Origin of the sequence: Acidaminobacterium chupaoyuni (assembly GCF_047936785.1) — a bacterium.
Classification (GTDB): Bacteria; Bacillota; Clostridia; order Oscillospirales; family Butyricicoccaceae; genus Acidaminobacterium; species Acidaminobacterium chupaoyuni.
This window is the reverse complement of the sequence record NZ_CP176394.1, coordinates 369911-389123: the sequence shown is the minus strand read 5'-3', so window position 1 is coordinate 389123 and position 19213 is coordinate 369911. Positions and strand designations below refer to the sequence as shown.

General features: G+C 55.6%; 16 protein-coding genes and 1 riboswitch. Of the genes, 12 read left to right on the top strand and 4 right to left on the bottom strand.

What is annotated here, in order from left to right; translation table 11 throughout:
- Nucleotides 1–23 precede the first annotated feature (23 nt).
- A complete protein-coding gene (locus ACJA3I_RS01950) occupies nt 24–311 on the bottom strand; it encodes a cell division protein ZapA (RefSeq protein WP_458863085.1) in 288 nt (95 codons plus the stop codon).
- Between the two features lie 392 nt (nt 312–703).
- Here ACJA3I_RS01950 and ACJA3I_RS01945 point away from each other — a divergent pair, with 392 nt between their 5' ends.
- The 12 genes from ACJA3I_RS01945 to ACJA3I_RS01890 all read left to right on the top strand — a co-directional run bounded on the left by ACJA3I_RS01945 (nt 704) and on the right by ACJA3I_RS01890 (nt 16833).
- Nucleotides 704–1324 carry a CYTH domain-containing protein gene (locus ACJA3I_RS01945; protein ID WP_458863084.1) on the top strand — a complete coding sequence of 207 codons (621 nt, stop codon included), beginning with the start codon at nt 704–706 and terminating at the stop codon, nt 1322–1324.
- On the top strand, nt 1311–2384 hold the full coding sequence (locus ACJA3I_RS01940; protein WP_458863083.1) for a DUF3810 domain-containing protein: 1074 nt from the start codon (nt 1311–1313) through the stop codon (nt 2382–2384). Before ACJA3I_RS01945 ends, ACJA3I_RS01940 begins: the two co-directional genes overlap by 14 nt.
- A gap of 117 nt (nt 2385–2501) precedes the next feature.
- The gene (locus tag ACJA3I_RS01935) at nt 2502–3311 is read left to right on the top strand and encodes a transporter substrate-binding domain-containing protein (RefSeq protein WP_458863082.1); all 810 of its coding nucleotides are present in this window, start codon (nt 2502–2504) and stop codon (nt 3309–3311) included.
- Between the two features lie 118 nt (nt 3312–3429).
- Nucleotides 3430–3708: a zinc-ribbon domain containing protein gene (locus tag ACJA3I_RS01930; RefSeq protein WP_458863081.1), complete on the top strand. Its 279-nt coding sequence runs from the start codon at nt 3430–3432 to the stop codon at nt 3706–3708.
- On the top strand, nt 3611–3895 hold the full coding sequence (locus ACJA3I_RS01925; RefSeq protein WP_458863860.1) for a hypothetical protein: 285 nt from the start codon (nt 3611–3613) through the stop codon (nt 3893–3895). The genes ACJA3I_RS01930 and ACJA3I_RS01925 overlap by 98 nt, the downstream gene beginning before the upstream one ends.
- Nucleotides 3896–3968: 73 nt before the next feature.
- Nucleotides 3969–4234, top strand: a riboswitch (cobalamin riboswitch).
- A 192-nt stretch (nt 4235–4426) separates the two neighbouring features.
- Nucleotides 4427–8998 (top strand): S-layer homology domain-containing protein, encoded by a 4572-nt coding sequence (locus ACJA3I_RS01920; RefSeq protein WP_458863080.1) that lies wholly within the window; start codon nt 4427–4429, stop codon nt 8996–8998.
- Between the two features lie 150 nt (nt 8999–9148).
- Entirely contained in the window at nt 9149–9580 is a 432-nt protein-coding gene (locus ACJA3I_RS01915; RefSeq protein ID WP_458863079.1) for a homing endonuclease associated repeat-containing protein, read from the top strand.
- Nucleotides 9577–11247 carry an S-layer homology domain-containing protein gene (locus tag ACJA3I_RS01910; RefSeq protein ID WP_458863078.1) on the top strand — a complete coding sequence of 557 codons (1671 nt, stop codon included), beginning with the start codon at nt 9577–9579 and terminating at the stop codon, nt 11245–11247. Before ACJA3I_RS01915 ends, ACJA3I_RS01910 begins: the two co-directional genes overlap by 4 nt.
- Nucleotides 11248–11259: 12 nt before the next feature.
- Entirely contained in the window at nt 11260–12234 is a 975-nt protein-coding gene (locus tag ACJA3I_RS01905; RefSeq protein WP_458863077.1) for a DUF4430 domain-containing protein, read from the top strand.
- Between the two features lie 60 nt (nt 12235–12294).
- Nucleotides 12295–13209, top strand: coding sequence for an energy-coupling factor transporter transmembrane component T (locus ACJA3I_RS01900; RefSeq protein ID WP_458863076.1), 915 nt, complete (start codon nt 12295–12297; stop codon nt 13207–13209).
- A complete protein-coding gene (locus ACJA3I_RS01895) occupies nt 13202–14182 on the top strand; it encodes a TIM barrel protein (protein ID WP_458863075.1) in 981 nt (326 codons plus the stop codon). The genes ACJA3I_RS01900 and ACJA3I_RS01895 overlap by 8 nt, the downstream gene beginning before the upstream one ends.
- Nucleotides 14179–16833, top strand: coding sequence for an ECF transporter S component (locus tag ACJA3I_RS01890; protein ID WP_458863074.1), 2655 nt, complete (start codon nt 14179–14181; stop codon nt 16831–16833). The genes ACJA3I_RS01895 and ACJA3I_RS01890 overlap by 4 nt, the downstream gene beginning before the upstream one ends.
- 96 nt (nt 16834–16929) lie before the next feature.
- On the opposite strand, the gene ACJA3I_RS01885 is transcribed toward ACJA3I_RS01890, so the two are convergent.
- The 3 genes from ACJA3I_RS01885 to ACJA3I_RS01875 form a co-directional block, all read right to left on the bottom strand.
- On the bottom strand, nt 16930–17667 hold the full coding sequence (locus ACJA3I_RS01885) for a GNAT family N-acetyltransferase (RefSeq protein WP_458863073.1): 738 nt from the start codon (nt 17665–17667) through the stop codon (nt 16930–16932).
- A 163-nt stretch (nt 17668–17830) separates the two neighbouring features.
- Entirely contained in the window at nt 17831–18958 is a 1128-nt protein-coding gene (locus tag ACJA3I_RS01880) for a GGDEF domain-containing protein (protein WP_458863072.1), read from the bottom strand.
- Nucleotides 18959–18998: 40 nt separating this feature from the next.
- Nucleotides 18999–19193 carry a hypothetical protein gene (locus ACJA3I_RS01875; RefSeq protein ID WP_458863071.1) on the bottom strand — a complete coding sequence of 65 codons (195 nt, stop codon included), beginning with the start codon at nt 19191–19193 and terminating at the stop codon, nt 18999–19001.
- Nucleotides 19194–19213: the final 20 nt, after the last annotated feature.

Here is a 19213-nt window from a genome sequence, read left to right as displayed (position 1 = left end):
TGCTTGTTTCCTTTCCGGTGGGGTTATTTCTTGGCGCGGGCCAGTTCCATGCGCAGCTTTGCGGCCTCATCGGCATATTCGCGGATCTGCGCCCGCAAATTATCGGTGGATTCCTGCGCCTTATAATAATCATCGGCGATGTTCAGCGCGGCCATCACGGCGGCTGTCAGGGCGGAAAGATTGCCCCCCTGGCTCACTTCTTTCAGCTTGCGGTCAACAAGCTCGGCGGTTTTTTTCACATATTGCGGGTCATCCTCGGCCAGAATGGTGTAATCCAGCCCGCCGATGCGCACAGTGATGCGGTTTGTCATATCGATCTCCCTTTCCCAATCGTGTTGTGTGGTGGTTCTCTCTATCGCCGCGCAAAGGCGGCGTTTTTGCGGCCCCGGCCTCGCCGAAGCGGTAAAAATTTCTATCTGAGCGCGGTTTGAAGGGCTTTTTGGCCTTCTTTGCGCATTCTGACACCTATTATAACATAGGAGAGGGCCGTTGTTAAGCTCTTGCGGGGCGGGAAAAAGCGGGGTTTTTGAATATTCTTTTAATTTTCACCGCTTCCGGCGAAAACCATGGTAAAATAACTGCATACTGTTCGTTTTATAAATTTCACGGCCCGCCTGCGGCGCCGGCCACTTTATGCCATGCGTGCTTTGCACGAATGGTATAATAAAAACAATACCCGCCGATGCGGCAAGGAGGAACCCGAATGGAGATCGAAGTGAAATATGCGGCGGCGGAACCGCTGGTGCGGGCGCTTTTCGGCGGCGCGCTGGGCGGAACCATGACGCCGCCGCGGGAAATCGAGATGGAAGCCTGTTATTATGATACCCCGCGGGGCGAATTTTCAGACCTGGGGCTGGCGCTTCGTTTTCGCAGAGAAGGCGAAAACGGCGTTTGCGCTTTAAAGGGCGGCAGCATGGAAAACGGCCTTGCCCGCCGCCTTGAGATCGAAGTGGCCGCCGGCGCCCCCGAAGAAGGGTTTCGCCGCCTTGCCGCGGCCGAAGGCATCCCCCCGCGGGCGGCCGCGCTTTTGCAGACGGGCGAGCTTTTGCCGCGGGCCGAAATGCGCTTCACCCGCCGGGCGGCGCTGCTGCAAAAAGAGGGGCTCACGGCAGAACTGGCCTATGACCGGGGCGTCATCTGCGCGGGCGGCAGAGAAGAGCCCATCGACGAAATCGAGCTGGAACTGAAAACCGGCGATGAAGCGGCGTTTTTGGCGCTGATCGCCCGGGCGGAAGAACAGCTGCCGCTGAAACGCTTTCAGAAATCGAAATATGCCCGCGCCAAGGCGCTGATGAACGGAGGCCCCCTTCATGGCCGGCCGTGAAACCTCGCTGACAGGCGCCAGATGGCTGCGCGCGGCGGGGCTGGCCGTGTTTTCGGCGGTGTGGGTGCTGCTGGCCAAAGAAGTTCCCGCCGCCCAAAGCCTGCAAAGCCGCCTTGCGGTGTGGCTTTCCTCGTGGCTTCACCGCCTCACTTCCCTTGTGCCCTTCCCGCTGTTTGAAATTTTGCTGCCCGCGGCCGTCGTCGCCCTGATCGTTTCGCTGATCGGCGGGGCGCGGCGGGGCGAATTTGCCGAAGCGTTCGCGGGGGTCATGCAATGCCTCTGCGGCGCGCTGGCGGTGTTTTGCCTGCTGTGGGGCGTGCAATATTTTTCGCCGCCGCTGGCCCAAAAGCTGGGGCTTGAAACCCAGCCGCGCGCGGTGGAAGAGCTGAAGGCGCTTTCCCGCCGCATGGCCGAAGAAACCAACCGTCTGGCGCCTTTGGTGCCGCGCGAAAAGGGGCGCTGCGCCTTCGGCGACCCGGCCTCCCTTTCCGAAGCCTGTGCCCAAAGCTACGAAGCGCTGGGCAAGCGCTATGGGGCCTATTCCTCCCCTGTTCCCCGGCGGGCCAAGCTGACTTTTCTGCTCACCGAACCCATGGGATATGCGGGCATCGCGGGGGTCTATTTCCCCTTCACGGCGGAACCCACCGTCAGCCGCGGCACGGTGCAAAGCCATCTTCCCTTTCATATGGCTCACGAAATGGCGCATTCCTATGGCGTGGCGCCCGAAGAAGAAGCGGGCTTTTCGGCCTTTCTGGCCTGCATCGAATCCTCGGATGTGCGCCTGCAATATTCCGCGGCGCTCAATGCGTATGTTTATGCAAACAACGCCCTCTATCAATATGATGAGCAAAGCGCCTCTGCCCTTTCGGCCTCTCTCTGCAAAGAGGCCAGAAGCGACCTGACTTTGCTGGATGCCCAGTTAAAGAAGTATGAAGGCCCCATTCAAGAGGTGGGAAACTCGGTGAACGACGCTTATCTCAAGGCGTGGAACCAGCAGGCGGGCGTTCAGAGCTATGGCAATATTGTGGATCTGCTGCTTGCATATTATGCAAACAAATGAAAATTCATGCAATTTGACGAAGAATTTAGCTTGCATTAATATAAAATACTTCGTATAATTATGCTATCGAAAGAATACATCCAATGGATGGCATGAGAAGATACGGAGGAAATGAACATGAACAATTTGAAAAAATGGGCCGCCCTGGTTCTGGCGGGCGTCACGGTTCTGGCGGCGGCGGGCTGCGCCAAGCAGGAATCGCAGCAGCAAAGCGGCAGCGAAACAAAAAAAGAGCAGCTGGTGCTGGCCACTTCGGCCGATTACGCGCCCTTTGAATTTCACAAAATGGTCAACGGCAAAGATACCATCATGGGCTTTGATATTTCGCTGGCTCAGGAGATCGCCGACCAGCTGGGCAAAGAACTGGTCATCAAAGATATGGATTTCGGCAATGTGCTCACCGAGCTGCAAAACGGCAACGCCGATATGGCCATCGCGGCCCTTTCAGCGAATGAAGAAAGAAAAAAGCAGGTAGATTTTTCGGATGTTTACTTCAAGGCCGAGATCTGCTGCATCATCCGCAAGGAAGACAGCGCCAAATATCCTTCGCTGGAATCGTTTAACGGCGTTTCCGTGGCCGCTCAGACAGGTTCTGTGCAGGAAACCGTGGTCAAAGAGCAGATGACCGGGGCGAAACTGGTTTCTCTGGCCAAGATGCCCGAAGAGATCATGCAGCTCACCGCCGGCAAGGTGGATGCCGTGGTTTCGGAAACGGCTGTGGCGGCGGGCTATATCGCCAGCAACCCCGATCTGATGATCGCTTCGTTTAAGGTGCCTTATGACAGCGAGGGCAGCTCCGTGGCCGTTCAAAAGGGCAACACCGAGCTTGCCAAACAGATCAATGAGGTCATTGCCAAACTGAAAGAAAGCGGAAAAATGGGCGAACTGATCGATAAAGCCAATGAAGAAGCCGTTGACGCGAAATAAACAAAAAATATTTATTGAAAATCAGAAAGAATCTCTTTACTTTAAAGAAAGTGTATGATACTATAAAGAAGCTGCGATGCTTGTCGGCATCGCAGATTTTTTATTAAAGAGGTATTTCATGTACAACGACAAAACATTGATCTGCAAAGATTGCGGAAACGAATTCACTTTCACTGCCGGCGAACAAGAATTTTACGCAGAAAAAGGTTTCACCAACGAGCCCCAGCGCTGCAAAGCTTGCCGTGACTCCCGCAAGGGCAACAACTCTCGCGGAAACAACGGCGGCGCCCGCCAAATGTATGATGCTGTATGCGCTGAATGCGGCAAGCCCTGCAAGGTCCCCTTCGAACCCCGCAGTGATCGTCCCGTTTATTGCAGCGATTGTTTCAGAAAATAAAAGCGGCATCAAACGCACGAATCAAAAGCATATCTCGAAAGAGATATGCTTTTTTCATGCCCAAAAACCTTTTTTGGGCGTTTTTGGGCATCCTGTCGGCTGCCGGGGCATGATACCATCCGCCCGCGCGGTTGAAAAAGCACGCCGTTCTTGTAAAAAACAAATATTTATGGCCGATATTGCTTGACTATTGCCGACAAGGTGGGTAGAATAAAAACAGTTTGAGAAAAAATTTAACATAGCTCCGGCTTTTGTGGCAAATGCGCGACCTTGCTTTTGAAAGGGCAAGACACGCATTCTTGTTCAGCTGAACAAGGGAATCGGGTGAAAAGCCCGAACACGTTTCAGGCGTTTTGCGGTTTCGCAAAAAGTTTGATTCAGTAGCTGTAAGTATGGAGTGTGTTCTTTTACTGCGAAAGCAGGTCACTGGCTGTCGTAATGGCTCGACCGGGAAGGCGAAGAACATGCGCTGGCGGAATCCGCCTGAACATATGAGTCAGAAGACCTACAGAGGAGATGATTTAACCGATGGGCGCTCGCCGCCGATCGGAACCATTTCATGCCAACAAAAGCGATAGCATTTGCTATCGCTTTTTTATTTCTCATGTGTTTCTGAGAAGAAAAGCGGTTGCTGATGCGCCGCTTTTTATTTTTTTTCAACACCGTTCGTCATGGAACCGTATTTCAAAAACTGTTTTGAACGAAGGAGAGAAAGAGAATGAAGAAACAAACGAAAAAGATCCCGCGGCTTCTCAGCCTTGTATTGGCGCTGGTGATGATTGCGGGGATGCTGCCCACCGCCGCGCTGGCGGCGGATACGGCGGAAAACAGCACCCAAAGCGTAACGATATGGTTTTCTGTTGTAGACAGCAGCCAAATGGGATTCCCCATCATGCGACGGCAGCTGACTGTGCCGGCTGGAACAGGCGCCGGCTATGGCTGGCTGAATGCCGAACCGGGGCACACTGTCGGCGGGCAGGATCACGGTGTCAAACCGGGGGAAGTCACGGTCATGGATGCATTGCTGTATGCACATCAGAGCGTATACGGCGATAAATTTAATAAGAGCACAATGAAAGACTATATCTCCGGCAGCAGTTCTTATGTAACGAAGATTTTCCAACGGGATGCTTCCAAAGGCATCGGTTTTGCCGTAAACGATCAGCTGCCGGTGGGAACCATGTCAGACGGCTATGCGGCCAATGAATGCGTTCTCAAAAACGGTGACGAAGTTACATGGTTCCTGCTCAGCGGTGATTATTATAACGATTATTACAGTTATTTTGATAAAAAATCAGTGGAAATTGAGGCGGGTTCGCCGTTATCACTGACTCTGCGTGCGTTCTATTCGATGGAAACCCTTTCCGGAACGCCTGGCAAGCCCACAAAGGAACTTACTACATTGGGGCCGGTCGCCGGGGCCGATATTCTTCTGGTCAATGCAGAGGGCACGGCGGCAGATGTTCTTGGCGGAACAGCGGCAGTAAAAACCGATGAAAAAGGCCAATTTACCTACAGCTTTGAAAAACCGGGCACTTATTATCTTTCTGCTGCGGGCAAAGTGGCGGGCATGGGGCTTGAGAACCCCATTGTTCTTCCCTGGTGCGAAGTGACGGTCACTCAGTCGAACCCTCAGGGCCCCCAGCCCGCCGAAGTGGATGCCTATTGGCCGAACTTCCGCGGAAATAACAGCAATATGGCGGTGGTGGATGTAAAAACCCCCATCGATCCCGCAAAGACTAAAACAAAATGGGCGCTGAAAGGCGGCAGCAGCTGGGCGGATACCCCCAGTCTGCCCATCCTTGCCGATGGTTCTGTGGTGGCGATGATCAACAACCGTCTGGTGAAGATCGACCCCCAAACAGGCAAGATCACCGCTGAAGGAAAAATGGTGAAATCCCCCGGTTTCAGCGTGGTTTCGCCCACCTGCGGCGGCGGTATGATCTTCTGTCAGCTGGGCGGCGGAACCGTTCAGGCATTCAACGCCAAAACACTGGAATCCCTTTGGGTCTATACCGATCCCAAGGGCGGCCAAAGCAACTCCCCCGTTCTTTACAGTGATGGATTTGTTTACACGGGCTTTTGGAACGGCGAAACCAAAGAAGCCGATTTTGTCTGCCTGAGCGCCTTTGATGAAGATACCACCCAGACGAATGAAGCCAAACAGGCCAAATGGATCTATGCCGGCGCGGGTGGGTTCTATTGGGCCGGCGCCGCGGCGGTGGGCAGCGACTTTGTTGCCGTGGGCACCGATGACGGAACAGGCAGCAACGACGGCCCCGCAAAGCTGCTTTCTTTCCATAAGACCACCGGCGCGATTGCCGACACACTGGCCATCACGGGCGATCAGCGCTCTTCCCTGGCCTATAGCGGCGGCAGCCTTTATTTCACCACCAAAAACGGCAGCATCCATAAAACCGATATCGATGCGGTCACAGGAAAATTTTCAAACCATCTGTCTTATAACAATGAAGGGTTCCAATGCACCTGCACGCCTGTGGTATATGGCGGCAGGGTTTATTATGCCATCGGCGGCGGCCCCGGCGCCCCGGGCAGCCTGGTGGTTGCCGATGCAACCACCCTTCAAACCATCAAAGACGGCGATCAGAAATTTGAATTCCCTCTGAAGGGTTATCCGCAGGGCTCTGTGCTGCTTTCGACAGGATATGAAAAAGAAAGCGGATATCTTTACCTTTATTCCACTTATAATAAAACCCCCGGCGGCCTGTCGATGCTGAAGATCAAGGCCGGCGCCACAAGTTACGGCGAAGCTTCTGTCATCGAGATCTATGATGCAAAGGATTATCCGCAATATTGTATCGCAAGCCCCATCTGCGATGCGCAGGGCGTAATCTATTATAAAAATGATTCCGGCAACATTCTTGCCGTTGAGCAGGAAAAAGATGTGACCGCGCCCAGCCTGAGCGAAGTGAGCGCCGCCCGCACAGACGCCGCCTCGGGCAGCGTGACCTTTACCTCCGGCGAAGCGGGCCGCTATGAGATCCGCGTTTTAGAAAAAGGCGCTGCGGCTCCCACAGCTTTCAGCGGCGAAGGAACCGTTTGCGGAACGCAGAAGATCACCGCCAAAATCACCCTCACCGCGGCGGCGGCCGATGTGTATGTTTTGGTGAAGGATGAAGCAGGCAATCTGACGGTTTCACAAAAATTGGAAATTGCACAGGCGGAGCCGGTGGTTCCCCCTGTGGTCACCGATACGCTGGAAACCACTTTGAAAAACGGATTCACCCAGCGCGGAAGCCGCATGACATTCGATGTGTTTGCCAAAGATAAAAACGGCGCAAAGCTGCCCGCCAAAGATGTTACCGTCACCTTGAACGGCAAGGCGGTTTCGGTCAATTGGGATGACAGCGAAAAAACCAGCTACACGCTGAAATTCACCACCGGCGATGCGGGGGTTTGCACGGTGGCCCTGAGCACCAAAGGCGGCGCAAAGCAAACCTATACCTTTACTTATACCCCCGCACAGGCGGGCGAAGTCATCGGCCGGTGCGTGTTTTCAATGGATGCGTTCACCGTGGGCGGCGGCTATCTGATCTCGCCCCGCGCGGTGGATATCCGCGAGGGAGAAACCGGCGCGCAGCTTTTGGTGCGCGTGCTGAAGGAAAACGGCTTTGGCTACAGCAACACCGGAAGCGTAACAAGCGGTTTCTATCTGGAATATATCAAAGGCGATAAAGTGAAAGCCCTGCCGGTGACTCCGTCGGTTCCCGCGGTGCTCAAAGCTCATCTGAAAACGATCGAGAATCGTTCGGATGCTTCCTGCCTGGGCGAGTTTGATTATACCAACGGCTCCGGCTGGATGTATTGCGTCAATAATGTGTTCCCCAATGTGGGTTTTGCTGATTATTACCCCTGCCCCGGCGATGTGGTGCGTGCCCAGTTCACCTTGGCTCTGGGCAGCGATATCGGCGGCGGAATGCCCGGCAGCGGCGGCTATTACGCCGTGGGCAATAAAGACGCCATCACCGAATATATCGCCGAAAAAGGCATTGAAAATGTTTCGGAAGAGGTCCTTGCGGCGGTTCAAAAACTGGATGCGTCCCCGGCAGAGCTGGCAAAGGCTGTGGAGAACGACCAAAAAGAAAAGCCTTCGGTGACCCCTCCCGCCGTGACCCCGGGCGTTGAAATGAAGCCCCAGGTAACGGTTTCGGAAAACACGGCCACAGCGCAGGTAAGCCAGAGCAGCGTTGCGGCGGCGGTGAACGCGGCCAAACAAAAAGGCGTTGCCGCGGTTTCGGTAACAGTGGAACCGCAAAAAAGCGTCAATGCGGCGAAAGTGACCGTACCCGATCTCGCAGCCGTTGCTCAGGCAAAGCTGGCGCTGGAACTGAACACTTCCGTTGGCAGTCTTTCGGTGGCCCCGGCGGTTCTGGAAGCAATGGTGAAGCAGGCGGGCGGCGCGCAGGTCACCTTCACGGTGACAGTCAAAAACCCCGCCGAAATCAAACTGAGCGGCTGTGATCTCACAAATGCCGCAGCAGCGGAAGTGAAAATTTCGGCCGGTGGAAAAAACCTGACAGGCTTTGACGGCAAAGTGATGGAAGTGCTGATTCCCGTTGGCAGGGCTTTTGCCGAAGGCACAAGCTATCAGGTGATCGTGATTTCCGATGACGGCACAAAAGAGATCACTTCCGGCAAATGTCTGATGCGCAGCGGCAGGCGTTATGTGAAAACAGACACGACGCATTTATCCACTTTTGTGGTCACCACAAAGAAAAGCATGAGCTTTGCCGATGTGAAGGCAGATGCCTGGTATCATGGCGCGGTGGAATATGCTTATGATAACGGCCTGTTTTCAGGTGTCAGCGAAACCGCTTTCGCGCCGGATGCCGCCATGTCCCGCGGGATGCTGGTGACGGTTCTTTATCGTTTGGCGGGCCAGCCCGCGCCCACCGGCAAAAACACCTTCAGCGATGTGCAGGACGGCCGGTATTACCAAAAGGCCGTCGTCTGGGCGGCTGAAAACCAGATCGTCAGCGGATATGGAGAAGGCCGGTTCGGGCCCGATGACGCCGTCACCCGCCAGCAGATGGCCGCCATCCTCTATCGTTTCGCAAAATATCAAAAGCGCGATCTTTCAAAAACAGCGCAGCTGAAAGAATATGCCGATGCCGCAGCAGTCAGCGGTTATGCGGCAGAAGCCATGAAATGGGCTGTTGCCGAAAAATTGATCGTGGGCGATGAAGGCCGGTTGATGCCCTTCGGCGGCGCGACCCGCGCGCAGGTGGCAACCGTTCTGATGCGCTATGGCCAGTCCGTTTCGAAATGAGGCCTGTTTTAAAAGGAGCAAAGCAAAAGGCGGAGCGGCCTGTTTGCGGGCCATCCCTGCGGCGGGGCGGCAAAAGCACTGCGCCGTTTCCCGGGCAGGGCCGTTCCGCGTGAGAACAGCGGGGCATCCAATCAGCGGATGCCCCGCTGTATGCCGTTGACGGAGGAAAAAATGCAGGATCACAAAGAACAGGATCGGCGGCGGGAAGCCCGGCTTCTGCGCAGGGAGCTTTATCGCGATGCCGAGAGGGCGAGAACCGAACCCGCCGAAGCCGCCGGGCGGGAAGAACCTGATGCGGAGGGCTGCCGCAAATATCAGGGGGCGGCGGGCCGCGGGCTCTATGAAAGCTTTTCAGATGAGGAACTGCTGGATGTTTTGCGCCTGGCGGCGGATGAATTGGGGCATAACCCTTCTCAAAAAGAAGTTTTTTATGTTTATTGCGCGTTTATTCGCAAACGCTTTCAGAACTGGCCCGCGGCGCTGCGCAAAGCGGGGCTGAAAAAACCCAAGCGCAAGCATCCCCATCGGGGCGCGGCGGGCGGCGTACCCGCGCCGTCAAACAGAAAGGAGCAGCTTAAATGAAACAAATCAGGCAGCTGAAAAAAAGAGGATCGGCGTTTTTGCTGGCGCTTTTGCTGGTCTGGGGCGTCATGGGTCAGGCCATGGCGGCCGAAGCCGCGGCGACCGACGCGGCCCTCAACGATACGGCCGAGTATCTTTACCGGCTGGTCAAAAGCCCGCAAGTGGGCTCCATCGGCGGTGAATGGGCCGTATTGGGGCTGGCGCGAAGCGGTTATACCGTTCCTGATCGCTATTATCAAGATTATTACGCCACAGTGGAAAACTATGTGAAAGCCTGCGGCGGCGTTTTGCACGATAAAAAATATACCGAATATTCCCGCCTCATCGTGGCGCTGACCGCCCTTGGCAAAGATCCTTCCCGTGTGGCGGGCTATAACCTGCTCACGCCGCTGGGCGATTATGAGAAAACCATCTGGCAGGGGCTCAACGGGCCCATCTGGGCGCTGATCGCGCTGGACAGCGGCAAATATGAAGTGCCCGTCAACGCCGCAGCCAAAACACAGGCCACGCGCCAGAAATATATCGAACGCATTCTGCAATGCCGCCTGAGCGACGGTGGCTGGAGCCTGTTTGGCGGCACCGCCGCAGCTTCGCAGGCCGATCAGGTTTCCGACCCCGATATCACAGGCATGGCACTGCAGGCGCTGGCCAAATATCAAGATCAGCCGGCGGTGAAAAAAGCCACAAAAGAGGCGCTCATGTGCATGTCTGCAAAGCAAAACACACAGGGCGGATTTTCCAGCTGGGGCACACCCAATTCCGAAAGCTGTGTGCAGATGATCGTGGCGCTTTGCGAATTGGGCATTCCCCTCAGCGACAGCCGTTTTGTGAAAAACGGAAAAACCATGGCCGATAATCTGATGACCTTTTATCAAAAGGGCGCAGGCTTTCGCCATACCGCCGATGGTTCCGGTTCGAATCAAATGGCCACGGAACAGGCCTTTTATGGGCTGGTGGCTCTGCAGCGGGCACAGAAAGGCAAAAACAGCCTTTATCGCATGAGCGACAGTCTGAAGATTCCCGAAACAAGCGAAACCCTGGGCAAGGGTCAGGGGCTGGCGGGCAAAGATTCCGCTGTGAAAGCCGTGGCCATCACCCGCCCCGGCGTGACCTTTGCCGATATCAGCGGCCATGTGAACCAGCCCGCCATCGAGGCCTTGGCGGCGCGGCAGATCATCAACGGAAAAACCGAGCAGGCGTTTGAACCCAACGCCACCATGACCCGTGCGGAATTTGCCACGATCGTGGTCAAAGCGCTGGGGCTTTCGCCCAAAGAGGAAGATTCGTTTCAAGATGTGAAAGCAAGCGACTGGTTCGCGGGCTATGTGGGCGCGGCCTGTTCCCGCGGCATCGTCAATGGCAAAGGCGCAGGTCAGTTTCAGCCTTACGGTGTTATTTCCAGGCAGGAAGCGGCGGTGATGGCGGCGCGTGCGGCCAAGCTTTGCGGCATGAATACCGCTTATGAAGGCGTGGCGGCCCGCGATGTGCTGGCGCAATTTTCCGATTATATGAAAACAGCCGATTGGGCGCGGCCCGGTCTGGCGTTTTGTTACGATCAGGGCATTCTTGACAGCAGCGCCATGACGGTGGAACCGGGCAGAGCGGTTTTGCGCGGCGAGATCGCCCAGATGCTGTATCATTTGCTGGCGGGCGCCAATTTGTTATAAGGAGCTTTGAACATGAAAGCGTGGCTATTGAAATATCGAAAACGCCTGATCCTGGGCGCAGCGGTGCTGGCAGTGCTGGCGGGGGCGTTCTGGTTCGGCGGCGGAGCCCCCGGTTTGCAGGGTTGGCGCATGGAAGAAAAGGCAGGGCGCCGGACAATGGAAACAGAGGCGGCATCCAAGCCGCAGGAAGAAGCTTCAAAACCCGCCGAAGCGGCGCAGCCGGCCCCGCAAGCTCCACCGGCGGAAGAAAAACCCGCCGAAACGGCGCAGAAAGCGCCCCAAACGGCTGAAAAGCCCAAGCAGGGGCAATCGCGCAAAGAACAGGCCGGCTCTCAAATTGAAAAGAGGCCCGGCGGAACGGAAGGCGGCATGTCTGCCGATGAAAAAGTGAAAGCTGCCGCCGAGCTCGCGGGCGCGTCTTCGCCCGGCGTATCAGCGGGCGATAAAAATTATTCCGAATCTCAGGGGATGAAGATCGACGCTTCCACCGGCAAAGACCAATATCTCACCGACCCTGTGCCCCAGGGCAAGCCCATCCCCATTGAGCCGCAGAATGCCGTGGTCACCGATAAGCAGATGACCTGCACGCTTTCGATCTCCTGCGCCACCATCAATGGAAATCTGGGCTGGCTTGATCCGGAAAAAGTGGAGCTGGTGCCTAAGGATGGCTGGATTCTGCCGCCCACAACAGTCACCTTTTATGAAGGAGAAAGCGTGTTCAATGTGCTTTTACGAACATGCAAGCAAAAAAAGATCCACATGGAATATGAAAACACCCCCATTTATAACAGCGCCTATATCGAGGGCATCCACAATTTATATGAATTCGATTGCGGCGAGCTTTCGGGCTGGATGTATCAGGTCAACGGGTGGTTCCCCAACTATGGCTGTTCGCGCTATCAGCTGAAAGAGGGCGATGTCATCAAGTGGGAATATACCTGCAACCTGGGTATCGATGTGGGGGGATATTCCGCCACAGGCGGCTAAACGGCCGTTTTGAACCTTAAAACAAAACCCGCCCCCGGGGCATATCGTGAGGTGACTGTTATGCGCGGCAAGGATACCTTTTCTTCTTATCACCCGCTGGTCAATTTTCTTTATTTTGGGCTGGTGCTGCTGTTTTCCATGTGTTTTCTGCATCCGCTGGCGCTGGCTTCTTCGCTGTTTTCCTCGGCGGCTTATTGCCTTTATCTGAGGGGGAAAAAGGCCGCGAAGCTTACCTTTTGCGGGCTGCTGCCGCTGCTGCTGGCGGCGGGGCTTGTGAACCCGGCGTTCAACCATGAAGGCGCCACCCTGCTCACCTATCTGCCTTCCGGCAACCCGCTCACACTGGAAAGTATCGCCTATGGTTTTGCCGCTGCGGCGATGCTGGCGGCGGTGATGGAATGGTTTTCCTGCTATCATGAGGTAATGACGAGCGATAAATTTGTTTATCTGTTTGGGCGGGCGATCCCCGCCCTGTCGCTGGTGCTTTCCATGACTCTGCGTTTTGTGCCCAAATTCACGGCGCAGCTTCGGGTCGTCAGTCTTGCTCAGCGCTGTGTGGGGCGCGATGTTTCCGAAGGCAGCGTCTGGCGGCGCACCAAAAATGCCGTGACGATTTTTTCCATTATGGTCACATGGTGTCTGGAAAACGCCATAGAAACGGCCGATTCCATGAAAAGCCGCGGTTACGGTCTGCCGGGGCGCACAGCGTTTTCCATCTATCGCTTTGATGCCCGCGATCGCGCGGCGCTGGGCTGGCTTGGTTTCTGCGGTGGCTATATCCTTTGCGGCTGGGCGGTGGGCGGCGTTTATTTCCGTTACTATCCCACCATGAAGGGTGTGGCGCTCTCGCCGTTTCCGCTGAGCTTTTTTATCGTGTATCTGGCGCTCTGCCTCACACCGCTGGCGATGGATCTTTGGGCTGATCGCCGCTGGGCCCGTCTTTTGCGTGAAACACAGGGGGTTTTTGATGCTTGAAACTATCAGTTTTCCGGTTTGCCGTCAGAGTATGGCGGAATATGAAAGCGCCGGGGCGCTTTTAGATGAATGCCGTTCGCTGGGCTGCGATGGCATCGAGGCCATCTGGGGCGGCGATGACGCGATAGAAGCCCTGCCCAAGGGCATCGCCGTGGGTTATCATCTCACCTTTTATCCGGATTGGGTCGATTTTTTTCTGGGCGACCGTCAGGCGCTGCTTCAGAAATTCGGCAGCATGGAAGCCTGCCGAAGGTTTTACGGCGGTGAAAATGGCGATGACCTTATCTGCCGCTATCGCGCCGATCTGGCCCGGGCCGCGCGGGTGGGCGCGCGTTATGTGGTGGTGCATCTTTCGGATGTATCGCTGGAAGAAGGTTATACCTATCGCTGGCGCCATTCACACCAGCAGGTGTTGGAAGCGGGCGTTCGTCTCATCAACCGGATGATGGAGCAGACGCAGTATCCTTTCGAGCTGCTGATCGAGAACCAGTGGTGGCCGGGCTTCACCTTCACAAACCCGCGGGAAACCGCGTTTCTGATCGATCACATCGCTTATCCGGGCAAAGGCATCATGCTGGATATCGGCCACCTGATGAATACCCAGCGTTCGCTGCGCACCCAGGCCCAGGGGGCGGAATATGTCGAGCGTATGCTGGAAGCCCACGGTGAGCTTTGCCGCTATGTGCGGGGCATCCACCTGCATCAGTCGCTTTCGGGAAAATATGTGGAACGAACGCTTCGCCGCCCCCCGCCAAAGCTTTCGGGCGATTATGCCGCCCGTTACAGCCAAAGCTATAGCCACATCGTTCAGATCGACCGCCATCAGCCTTGGGAAGACCCTGCCATCGGCCGGGTGATCCGCCGCGCCGCGCCGCAATATCTCACCCACGAGCTGGCTGCCCCGAGCCGTGCCGCACGGGCCGCGGCGGTGGCGGTTCAGAAAAATACCATCAGAAAAGCGGAGGCGCTATGAGCGATTCACCTGTTTTGCAGGTCAAAGACCTGACTTTTTCTTATCCCGAACAAGAGAACCAAACGCTTAACAAGATCAATTTTTCGGTGAAACCGGGGGAATTCATCGTTTTATGCGGCCCCTCCGGCTGCGGAAAATCCACTTTGCTGCGTCAGCTGAAAAGTGTGCTGGCGCCCCATGGAACGCAAAGCGGGCAGATTTTTTTTGATGGCCGCTTGCTGGAAAGCATCACCCCACGGGAACAATGCACCCGCATCGGCTTTGTTCAGCAATCGCCCGAAAATCAGATCGTCACCGATAAGGTGTGGCATGAGCTGGCCTTTGGGCTGGAAAGTTTGGGCTGCGACACTCCCACTATCCGTGGGCGGGTGGCCGAAATGGCAAGCTTTTTCGGCATTCAGACATGGTTTTATAAAAAAGTCACTGAGCTTTCAGGCGGGCAGAAACAGCTTTTGAATCTGGCTTCCGTCATGGCAATGCAGCCGGATGTATTGATTTTGGATGAGCCCACCAGCCAGTTGGATCCCATTGCGGCGGGGGAATTCCTGGCCACAGTGGGTAAGATCAACCGAGAACTGGGCACCACCGTTTTGCTCACCGAGCATCGCCTGGAAGAAGCTTTGCCGCTGGCCGACCGCGCTTTGGTGATGGAAAACGGGAGCATCATCGCCGATGACGCGCCCCGCGCCGTGGGTGAAAGCCTGAAAGCCCGGGGACACGCCATGTTTTTGGCCATGCCCGCCGCCATGCGCATCTGGGCCGCCACGGAAACTCCGCCCCCCTGCCCCATCACCGTGAGAGAAGGGCGTGATTGGCTGACACGGTTTGCGGCGCAGCGGCCGCTGATCCCCATCGAGGCCCCGCCGCCGCCCGCTTTTTCACAAGAAGCAGCGGTCTGCGCCGAAGATCTGTGGTTTCGTTATGAAAAAGAATTGCCCGATGTGGTGAAGGGGCTTTCACTCACCCTTCAAAAAGGGGAATTTCTGGCGCTGATGGGCGGCAACGGCACAGGCAAGACCACCAGTCTGCATCTGCTGGCGGGGCTTTCCAAGCCTTACCGCGGAACCGTTGCCTGCCGCGGAAGGGTGGGCGTTTTGCCCCAAAACCCGCAAAGTCTGTTTGTGAAAAAAACCGTGCGCGAAGATTTGGCCGAAATTTTAAAAGGAAAAAAGCTCACTGCCGCGCAGCGGGAAGAAAAGGTGGCTTATGTAACGGCGCTTTGCCGCCTGAAAATGCTTTTAGACCGCCACCCTTATGATCTTTCGGGCGGAGAACAGCAGCGGGCGGCTCTGGCGAAGGTGCTGCTGCTGGAACCGGAGATCCTGATGATGGATGAGCCCACAAAAGGGCTGGATGCCGAATTCAAACAAAGTTTTGCCGAAATTCTTCAAACACTGCTGGCGCGGGGCGTCACAATTCTGATGGTGAGCCATGATGTGGAATTCTGCGCATCCCATGCCCACCGCTGCGCTTTGTTTTTTGACGGCGCTATCGTGACAGAAGGCGCCCCCGGCCCGTTTTTTTCGGGCAACAGTTTTTATACCACCGCCGCAAACCGCATGGCGCGAGGGCTGTTGCCCGGGGCCGTTACGGCAGAAGAAGTGATAACGGCCTGCGGCGGCAGGCTTCCGCCGAAACAGGAATTGCCCGGTGAGATCCCGCCGCTTCCGCCGCCCTGCCCTGTTTTGGGCGGGTTTGAGAAAATAAAACTGCCTTGGTGGCGCAAGCTTGGGGCGGTTCTTTCGGGCCTGACGGCCGTGGTTTTGTTCTTTAAATTTATGGGCATTACCGATCTCACAAAGCTGATCGGCGCCGAAGGCATAAGCCGTATGGCAGATGGCCAGATCAGGCTGTATGCGGTGTTTATCACGGCGCTGGCGGTGTTTGCCGCCTGCATCACCAAGCGAAGTCGCCGGCCCGATTATCTGGCGCAGACCCCGCGCGAAAAACGCAAACTGGCGGGGCGAACGCTGGCGGCCGCGGGGATGATTTTACTGCTTATTCCCCTGACCCTGTTTGTGGGGGTCTATTATCTGAACGATAAAAAATATTATTTTATCGCGCTGCTGATCTTGCTGGAAACCATGCTGCCGTTCTTCTTGATTTTTGAAGGAAGGAAACCACAGGCGCGGGAACTGGTCATCATCGCCGTGATCTGCGGGCTGGGGGTGGCGGGACGCGCCGCGTTTTTCATGCTGCCCCAGTTTAAGCCCGTGATGGCGCTTGCCATCATCGGCGGGGTGGCCTTTGGCGGGGAAACGGGGTTTTTGATCGGCGCAATGACCATGCTTGCGTCGAATGTGCTGTTTGGCCAGGGGCCGTGGACGCCATGGCAGATGTTTTGCATGGGGATCATCGGCTTTCTGGCGGGGGTGCTGTTCCGTAAAGGCTGGCTGCGGCGAAGCCGCGGATCGCTGGCCGTGTTTGGCGCACTTTGCGCCATTTTGATCTATGGGGGCATTATGAACCCCGCATCAGCGCTGATGTGGTCGGGTGTTATCAACCGAAAAATTTTGCTCACCTATTATCTTTCGGGCTTTCCGATGGATTGTATTCAGGCTTCATCCACCTTCCTGTTTTTATGGTTTGCCGCAGAGCCGATGCTTGAAAAGCTTGACCGGATCAAAGTGAAATATGGGCTGGTGGAATGACCGGACACGCATCACGAAAAACGGGCGGATATCATCCGCCCGTTTTTCCGTTTGGCATGATGCCATCCGCCGGGGTTTCGCCCTAAACCAAAGAGATCATTCGATTTTTCCTGCATAGAGCTCGGCCCATGCGGGGGCAAAGCCCGAAGCCAGCGCCACTTTTTGCGAAGCGATATGCGATTGGGCGGTTCCGTAAAAGGGAAGCACGCCGTTTTCGATGATCTTGTTTTTCAAAAGCGTCACCAGATAAGTGCCGATGCCCTGCCCTTTCCCTTCGGGCATCACATTGATGCCGATCTGATACATCCGGGCGCTGTCGCGGCTTGCGCCCGCCATGCCCAAAATCTGCCCTTCCCGCTCAAGGGAAACGCCCATGACATCGGGGCAGGCGGGCTGAAAGGCATAGGTCTCGCCAAACCGCCCGTCGCCGCGGAAGGCTTCGATCTCGCCGCCGAAATACCATTTCGTTTCGCCCCGAACAGGGCGCGGCGCGGATGCCTTTTCCGCCAGATAAAACGGATGGGCCATGCCGATCTGATATCCGAATTCTTTCAGCATCCCGTCGATGCGGCGCAGGCCGCCCAGATCCATCAGCCAGGGGGCGCTTGCGGTTTTCATGCTTTTTTCCAGCCGCGCGATCACGGCGGCGTCGCCGGTGGCGAGAAATTTTCCGTGAACGCAGGCGATCTGCAAAAATGCGCCGTCACAGAAGGCGCGCTGCCCTTCCCTTTTTTCAAAAACGGTGAAAATATTTTCGGCGCTTCGCACTTCGGCTGCGGTGCAGCAGAAATCATCCGCAAATTGAAGATCCAGCAGTTCTTTCAGGTTTGTCATGGCGGTGTCATCTCCTTATTTTTGATGGCGGGTCATGTGAAACAGATCAAAAAACAGGAACCGCCGCCAAAATTTTTTTCGGGCCGATCCCTGTTGGAAGGCCGCGCCTTTTGGGGGCGCGGCCGTTCTGTTTTTTGTTTATGCCCGCAAAGCGGGCCGGGGCCTAAGGGTGCGCCGTGTCGCCGATCACGCGGTTGCGGCCCAGCTGTTTGCCCTCGTAAAGGCAGTGGTCGGCGCGATCGATCAGCTGGGCAAGGGTCTGGCCCGGGCGGATCTCGCTGAGGCCAAAGGTCATGGTGACGGGCAGATGTTGATCTGAAAAAGCGATGGGCGTTTGAGAGATACTGATGCGAAGCCGTTCCACCACCGAAAACGCCACCGATTCGGAACATTGCAGCACGAAAAGGAATTCTTCGCCGCCCCAGCGGCATACCGCGTCTTCCTGGCGCAGAAAAGCGGATAAAAGCTCGGCCAGCCCCCGCAAAACCGTGTCGCCCGCGGCGTGGCCGTAAGTATCGTTGAATTGCTTGAAGCCATCCACATCGCCCATGACGATGACAAAAGGCTTCTGCTGCTGCCGCCATTGCAGATCATATTCTTTCAGCAGCTGTTCCATTTTGCGGCGGTTGTAAAGGCCCGTCAGTTCATCGCGGCTGGCGATGGTATCCAGCTGTTCGTTTTCAGATTGCACGGCGCCAAAGCCTTTCTGCATGCGGCCGATGAAAAACAGAGTGGTGATGAAAAGCAGGATGAACGCGGTGGAAATATGAAAAGTTTCAAGAAAAAAGCAGGCCACCAGATAGCCGCGCGGATAAGAAGCCGCGGTGAGCTCTCTGCCCGCAAAAAGAAAAAGCGACAGGTAATCGATGAAAAAATAAGAGGCGATGCAGCAAAAAATGTTCAGCCCCATGTAAAAATGCTTGATGCGTTTGGAATATTCGGTGAAAACGATGCAGTTGGCCACGGGGATCAGCACGATGAGATAAAGCTCGGAAGACAGCGGGCTGCCCAGATAATTGGCGGTGATCAGCGCGTTGGCCGTCACTTCTAAAAAATAAATGACGCAGGAAGAAACAAAATGATGCTGTTTCCAAAATTTCAGCAGCGCCCCATAGACCAGCATCGAAAACACCTGATAAAGGGCATAGTGGGCGGAATGCAGCGCTAAACCGAAGAAGAACAGCACGAGATGAACACACAGCGCGCCGATGAACAGGCTGTGGAATTCATAGGAGAGGCTGTGCTTGGCAAAAGAATTGCTCCCGATTCCTCGAAAACGCAGGTTTTTCATAATCGACCTCAACTTCATCTATCAAACGATCTCAATCAGTTCATCGGAAGGGTATTTTGTCTGCACGAACCGACCCGAAACTATCATATCCCAATGTTTCGGCTATAGCAAGCGAAAGTGCTGAAAATGTGATAAAAAGATGCCTTTTTGGTTTTTTTAAGCCGGAACCCATGTGGGTTTTAGCATAAAACGAACGCGGCGCGCCAAAAGCGCCGCCGGCAAAAGAAAAAACCATGGCGGCCCCCCGCAAAACGC

What these genes read in the sequence shown, in the direction of transcription:
- ACJA3I_RS01890 (WP_458863074.1), top strand. Translation starts at nt 14,179, where the DNA reads ATGAGCGATTCACCTGTTTTGCAGGTCAAAGACCTGACTTTTTCTTAT.
- ACJA3I_RS01935 (WP_458863082.1), top strand. Translation starts at nt 2,502, where the DNA reads ATGAACAATTTGAAAAAATGGGCCGCCCTGGTTCTGGCGGGCGTCACG.
- ACJA3I_RS01940 (WP_458863083.1), top strand. Translation starts at nt 1,311, where the DNA reads ATGGCCGGCCGTGAAACCTCGCTGACAGGCGCCAGATGGCTGCGCGCG.
- ACJA3I_RS01950 (WP_458863085.1), bottom strand. Translation starts at nt 311, where the DNA reads ATGACAAACCGCATCACTGTGCGCATCGGCGGGCTGGATTACACCATT.
- ACJA3I_RS01875 (WP_458863071.1), bottom strand. Translation starts at nt 19,193, where the DNA reads ATGGTTTTTTCTTTTGCCGGCGGCGCTTTTGGCGCGCCGCGTTCGTTT.
- ACJA3I_RS01885 (WP_458863073.1), bottom strand. Translation starts at nt 17,667, where the DNA reads ATGACAAACCTGAAAGAACTGCTGGATCTTCAATTTGCGGATGATTTC.
- ACJA3I_RS01920 (WP_458863080.1), top strand. Translation starts at nt 4,427, where the DNA reads ATGAAGAAACAAACGAAAAAGATCCCGCGGCTTCTCAGCCTTGTATTG.
- ACJA3I_RS01895 (WP_458863075.1), top strand. Translation starts at nt 13,202, where the DNA reads ATGCTTGAAACTATCAGTTTTCCGGTTTGCCGTCAGAGTATGGCGGAA.
- ACJA3I_RS01880 (WP_458863072.1), bottom strand. Translation starts at nt 18,958, where the DNA reads ATGAAAAACCTGCGTTTTCGAGGAATCGGGAGCAATTCTTTTGCCAAG.
- ACJA3I_RS01910 (WP_458863078.1), top strand. Translation starts at nt 9,577, where the DNA reads ATGAAACAAATCAGGCAGCTGAAAAAAAGAGGATCGGCGTTTTTGCTG.
- ACJA3I_RS01905 (WP_458863077.1), top strand. Translation starts at nt 11,260, where the DNA reads ATGAAAGCGTGGCTATTGAAATATCGAAAACGCCTGATCCTGGGCGCA.
- ACJA3I_RS01930 (WP_458863081.1), top strand. Translation starts at nt 3,430, where the DNA reads ATGTACAACGACAAAACATTGATCTGCAAAGATTGCGGAAACGAATTC.
- ACJA3I_RS01900 (WP_458863076.1), top strand. Translation starts at nt 12,295, where the DNA reads ATGCGCGGCAAGGATACCTTTTCTTCTTATCACCCGCTGGTCAATTTT.
- ACJA3I_RS01915 (WP_458863079.1), top strand. Translation starts at nt 9,149, where the DNA reads ATGCCGTTGACGGAGGAAAAAATGCAGGATCACAAAGAACAGGATCGG.
- ACJA3I_RS01945 (WP_458863084.1), top strand. Translation starts at nt 704, where the DNA reads ATGGAGATCGAAGTGAAATATGCGGCGGCGGAACCGCTGGTGCGGGCG.
- ACJA3I_RS01925 (WP_458863860.1), top strand. Translation starts at nt 3,611, where the DNA reads ATGATGCTGTATGCGCTGAATGCGGCAAGCCCTGCAAGGTCCCCTTCG.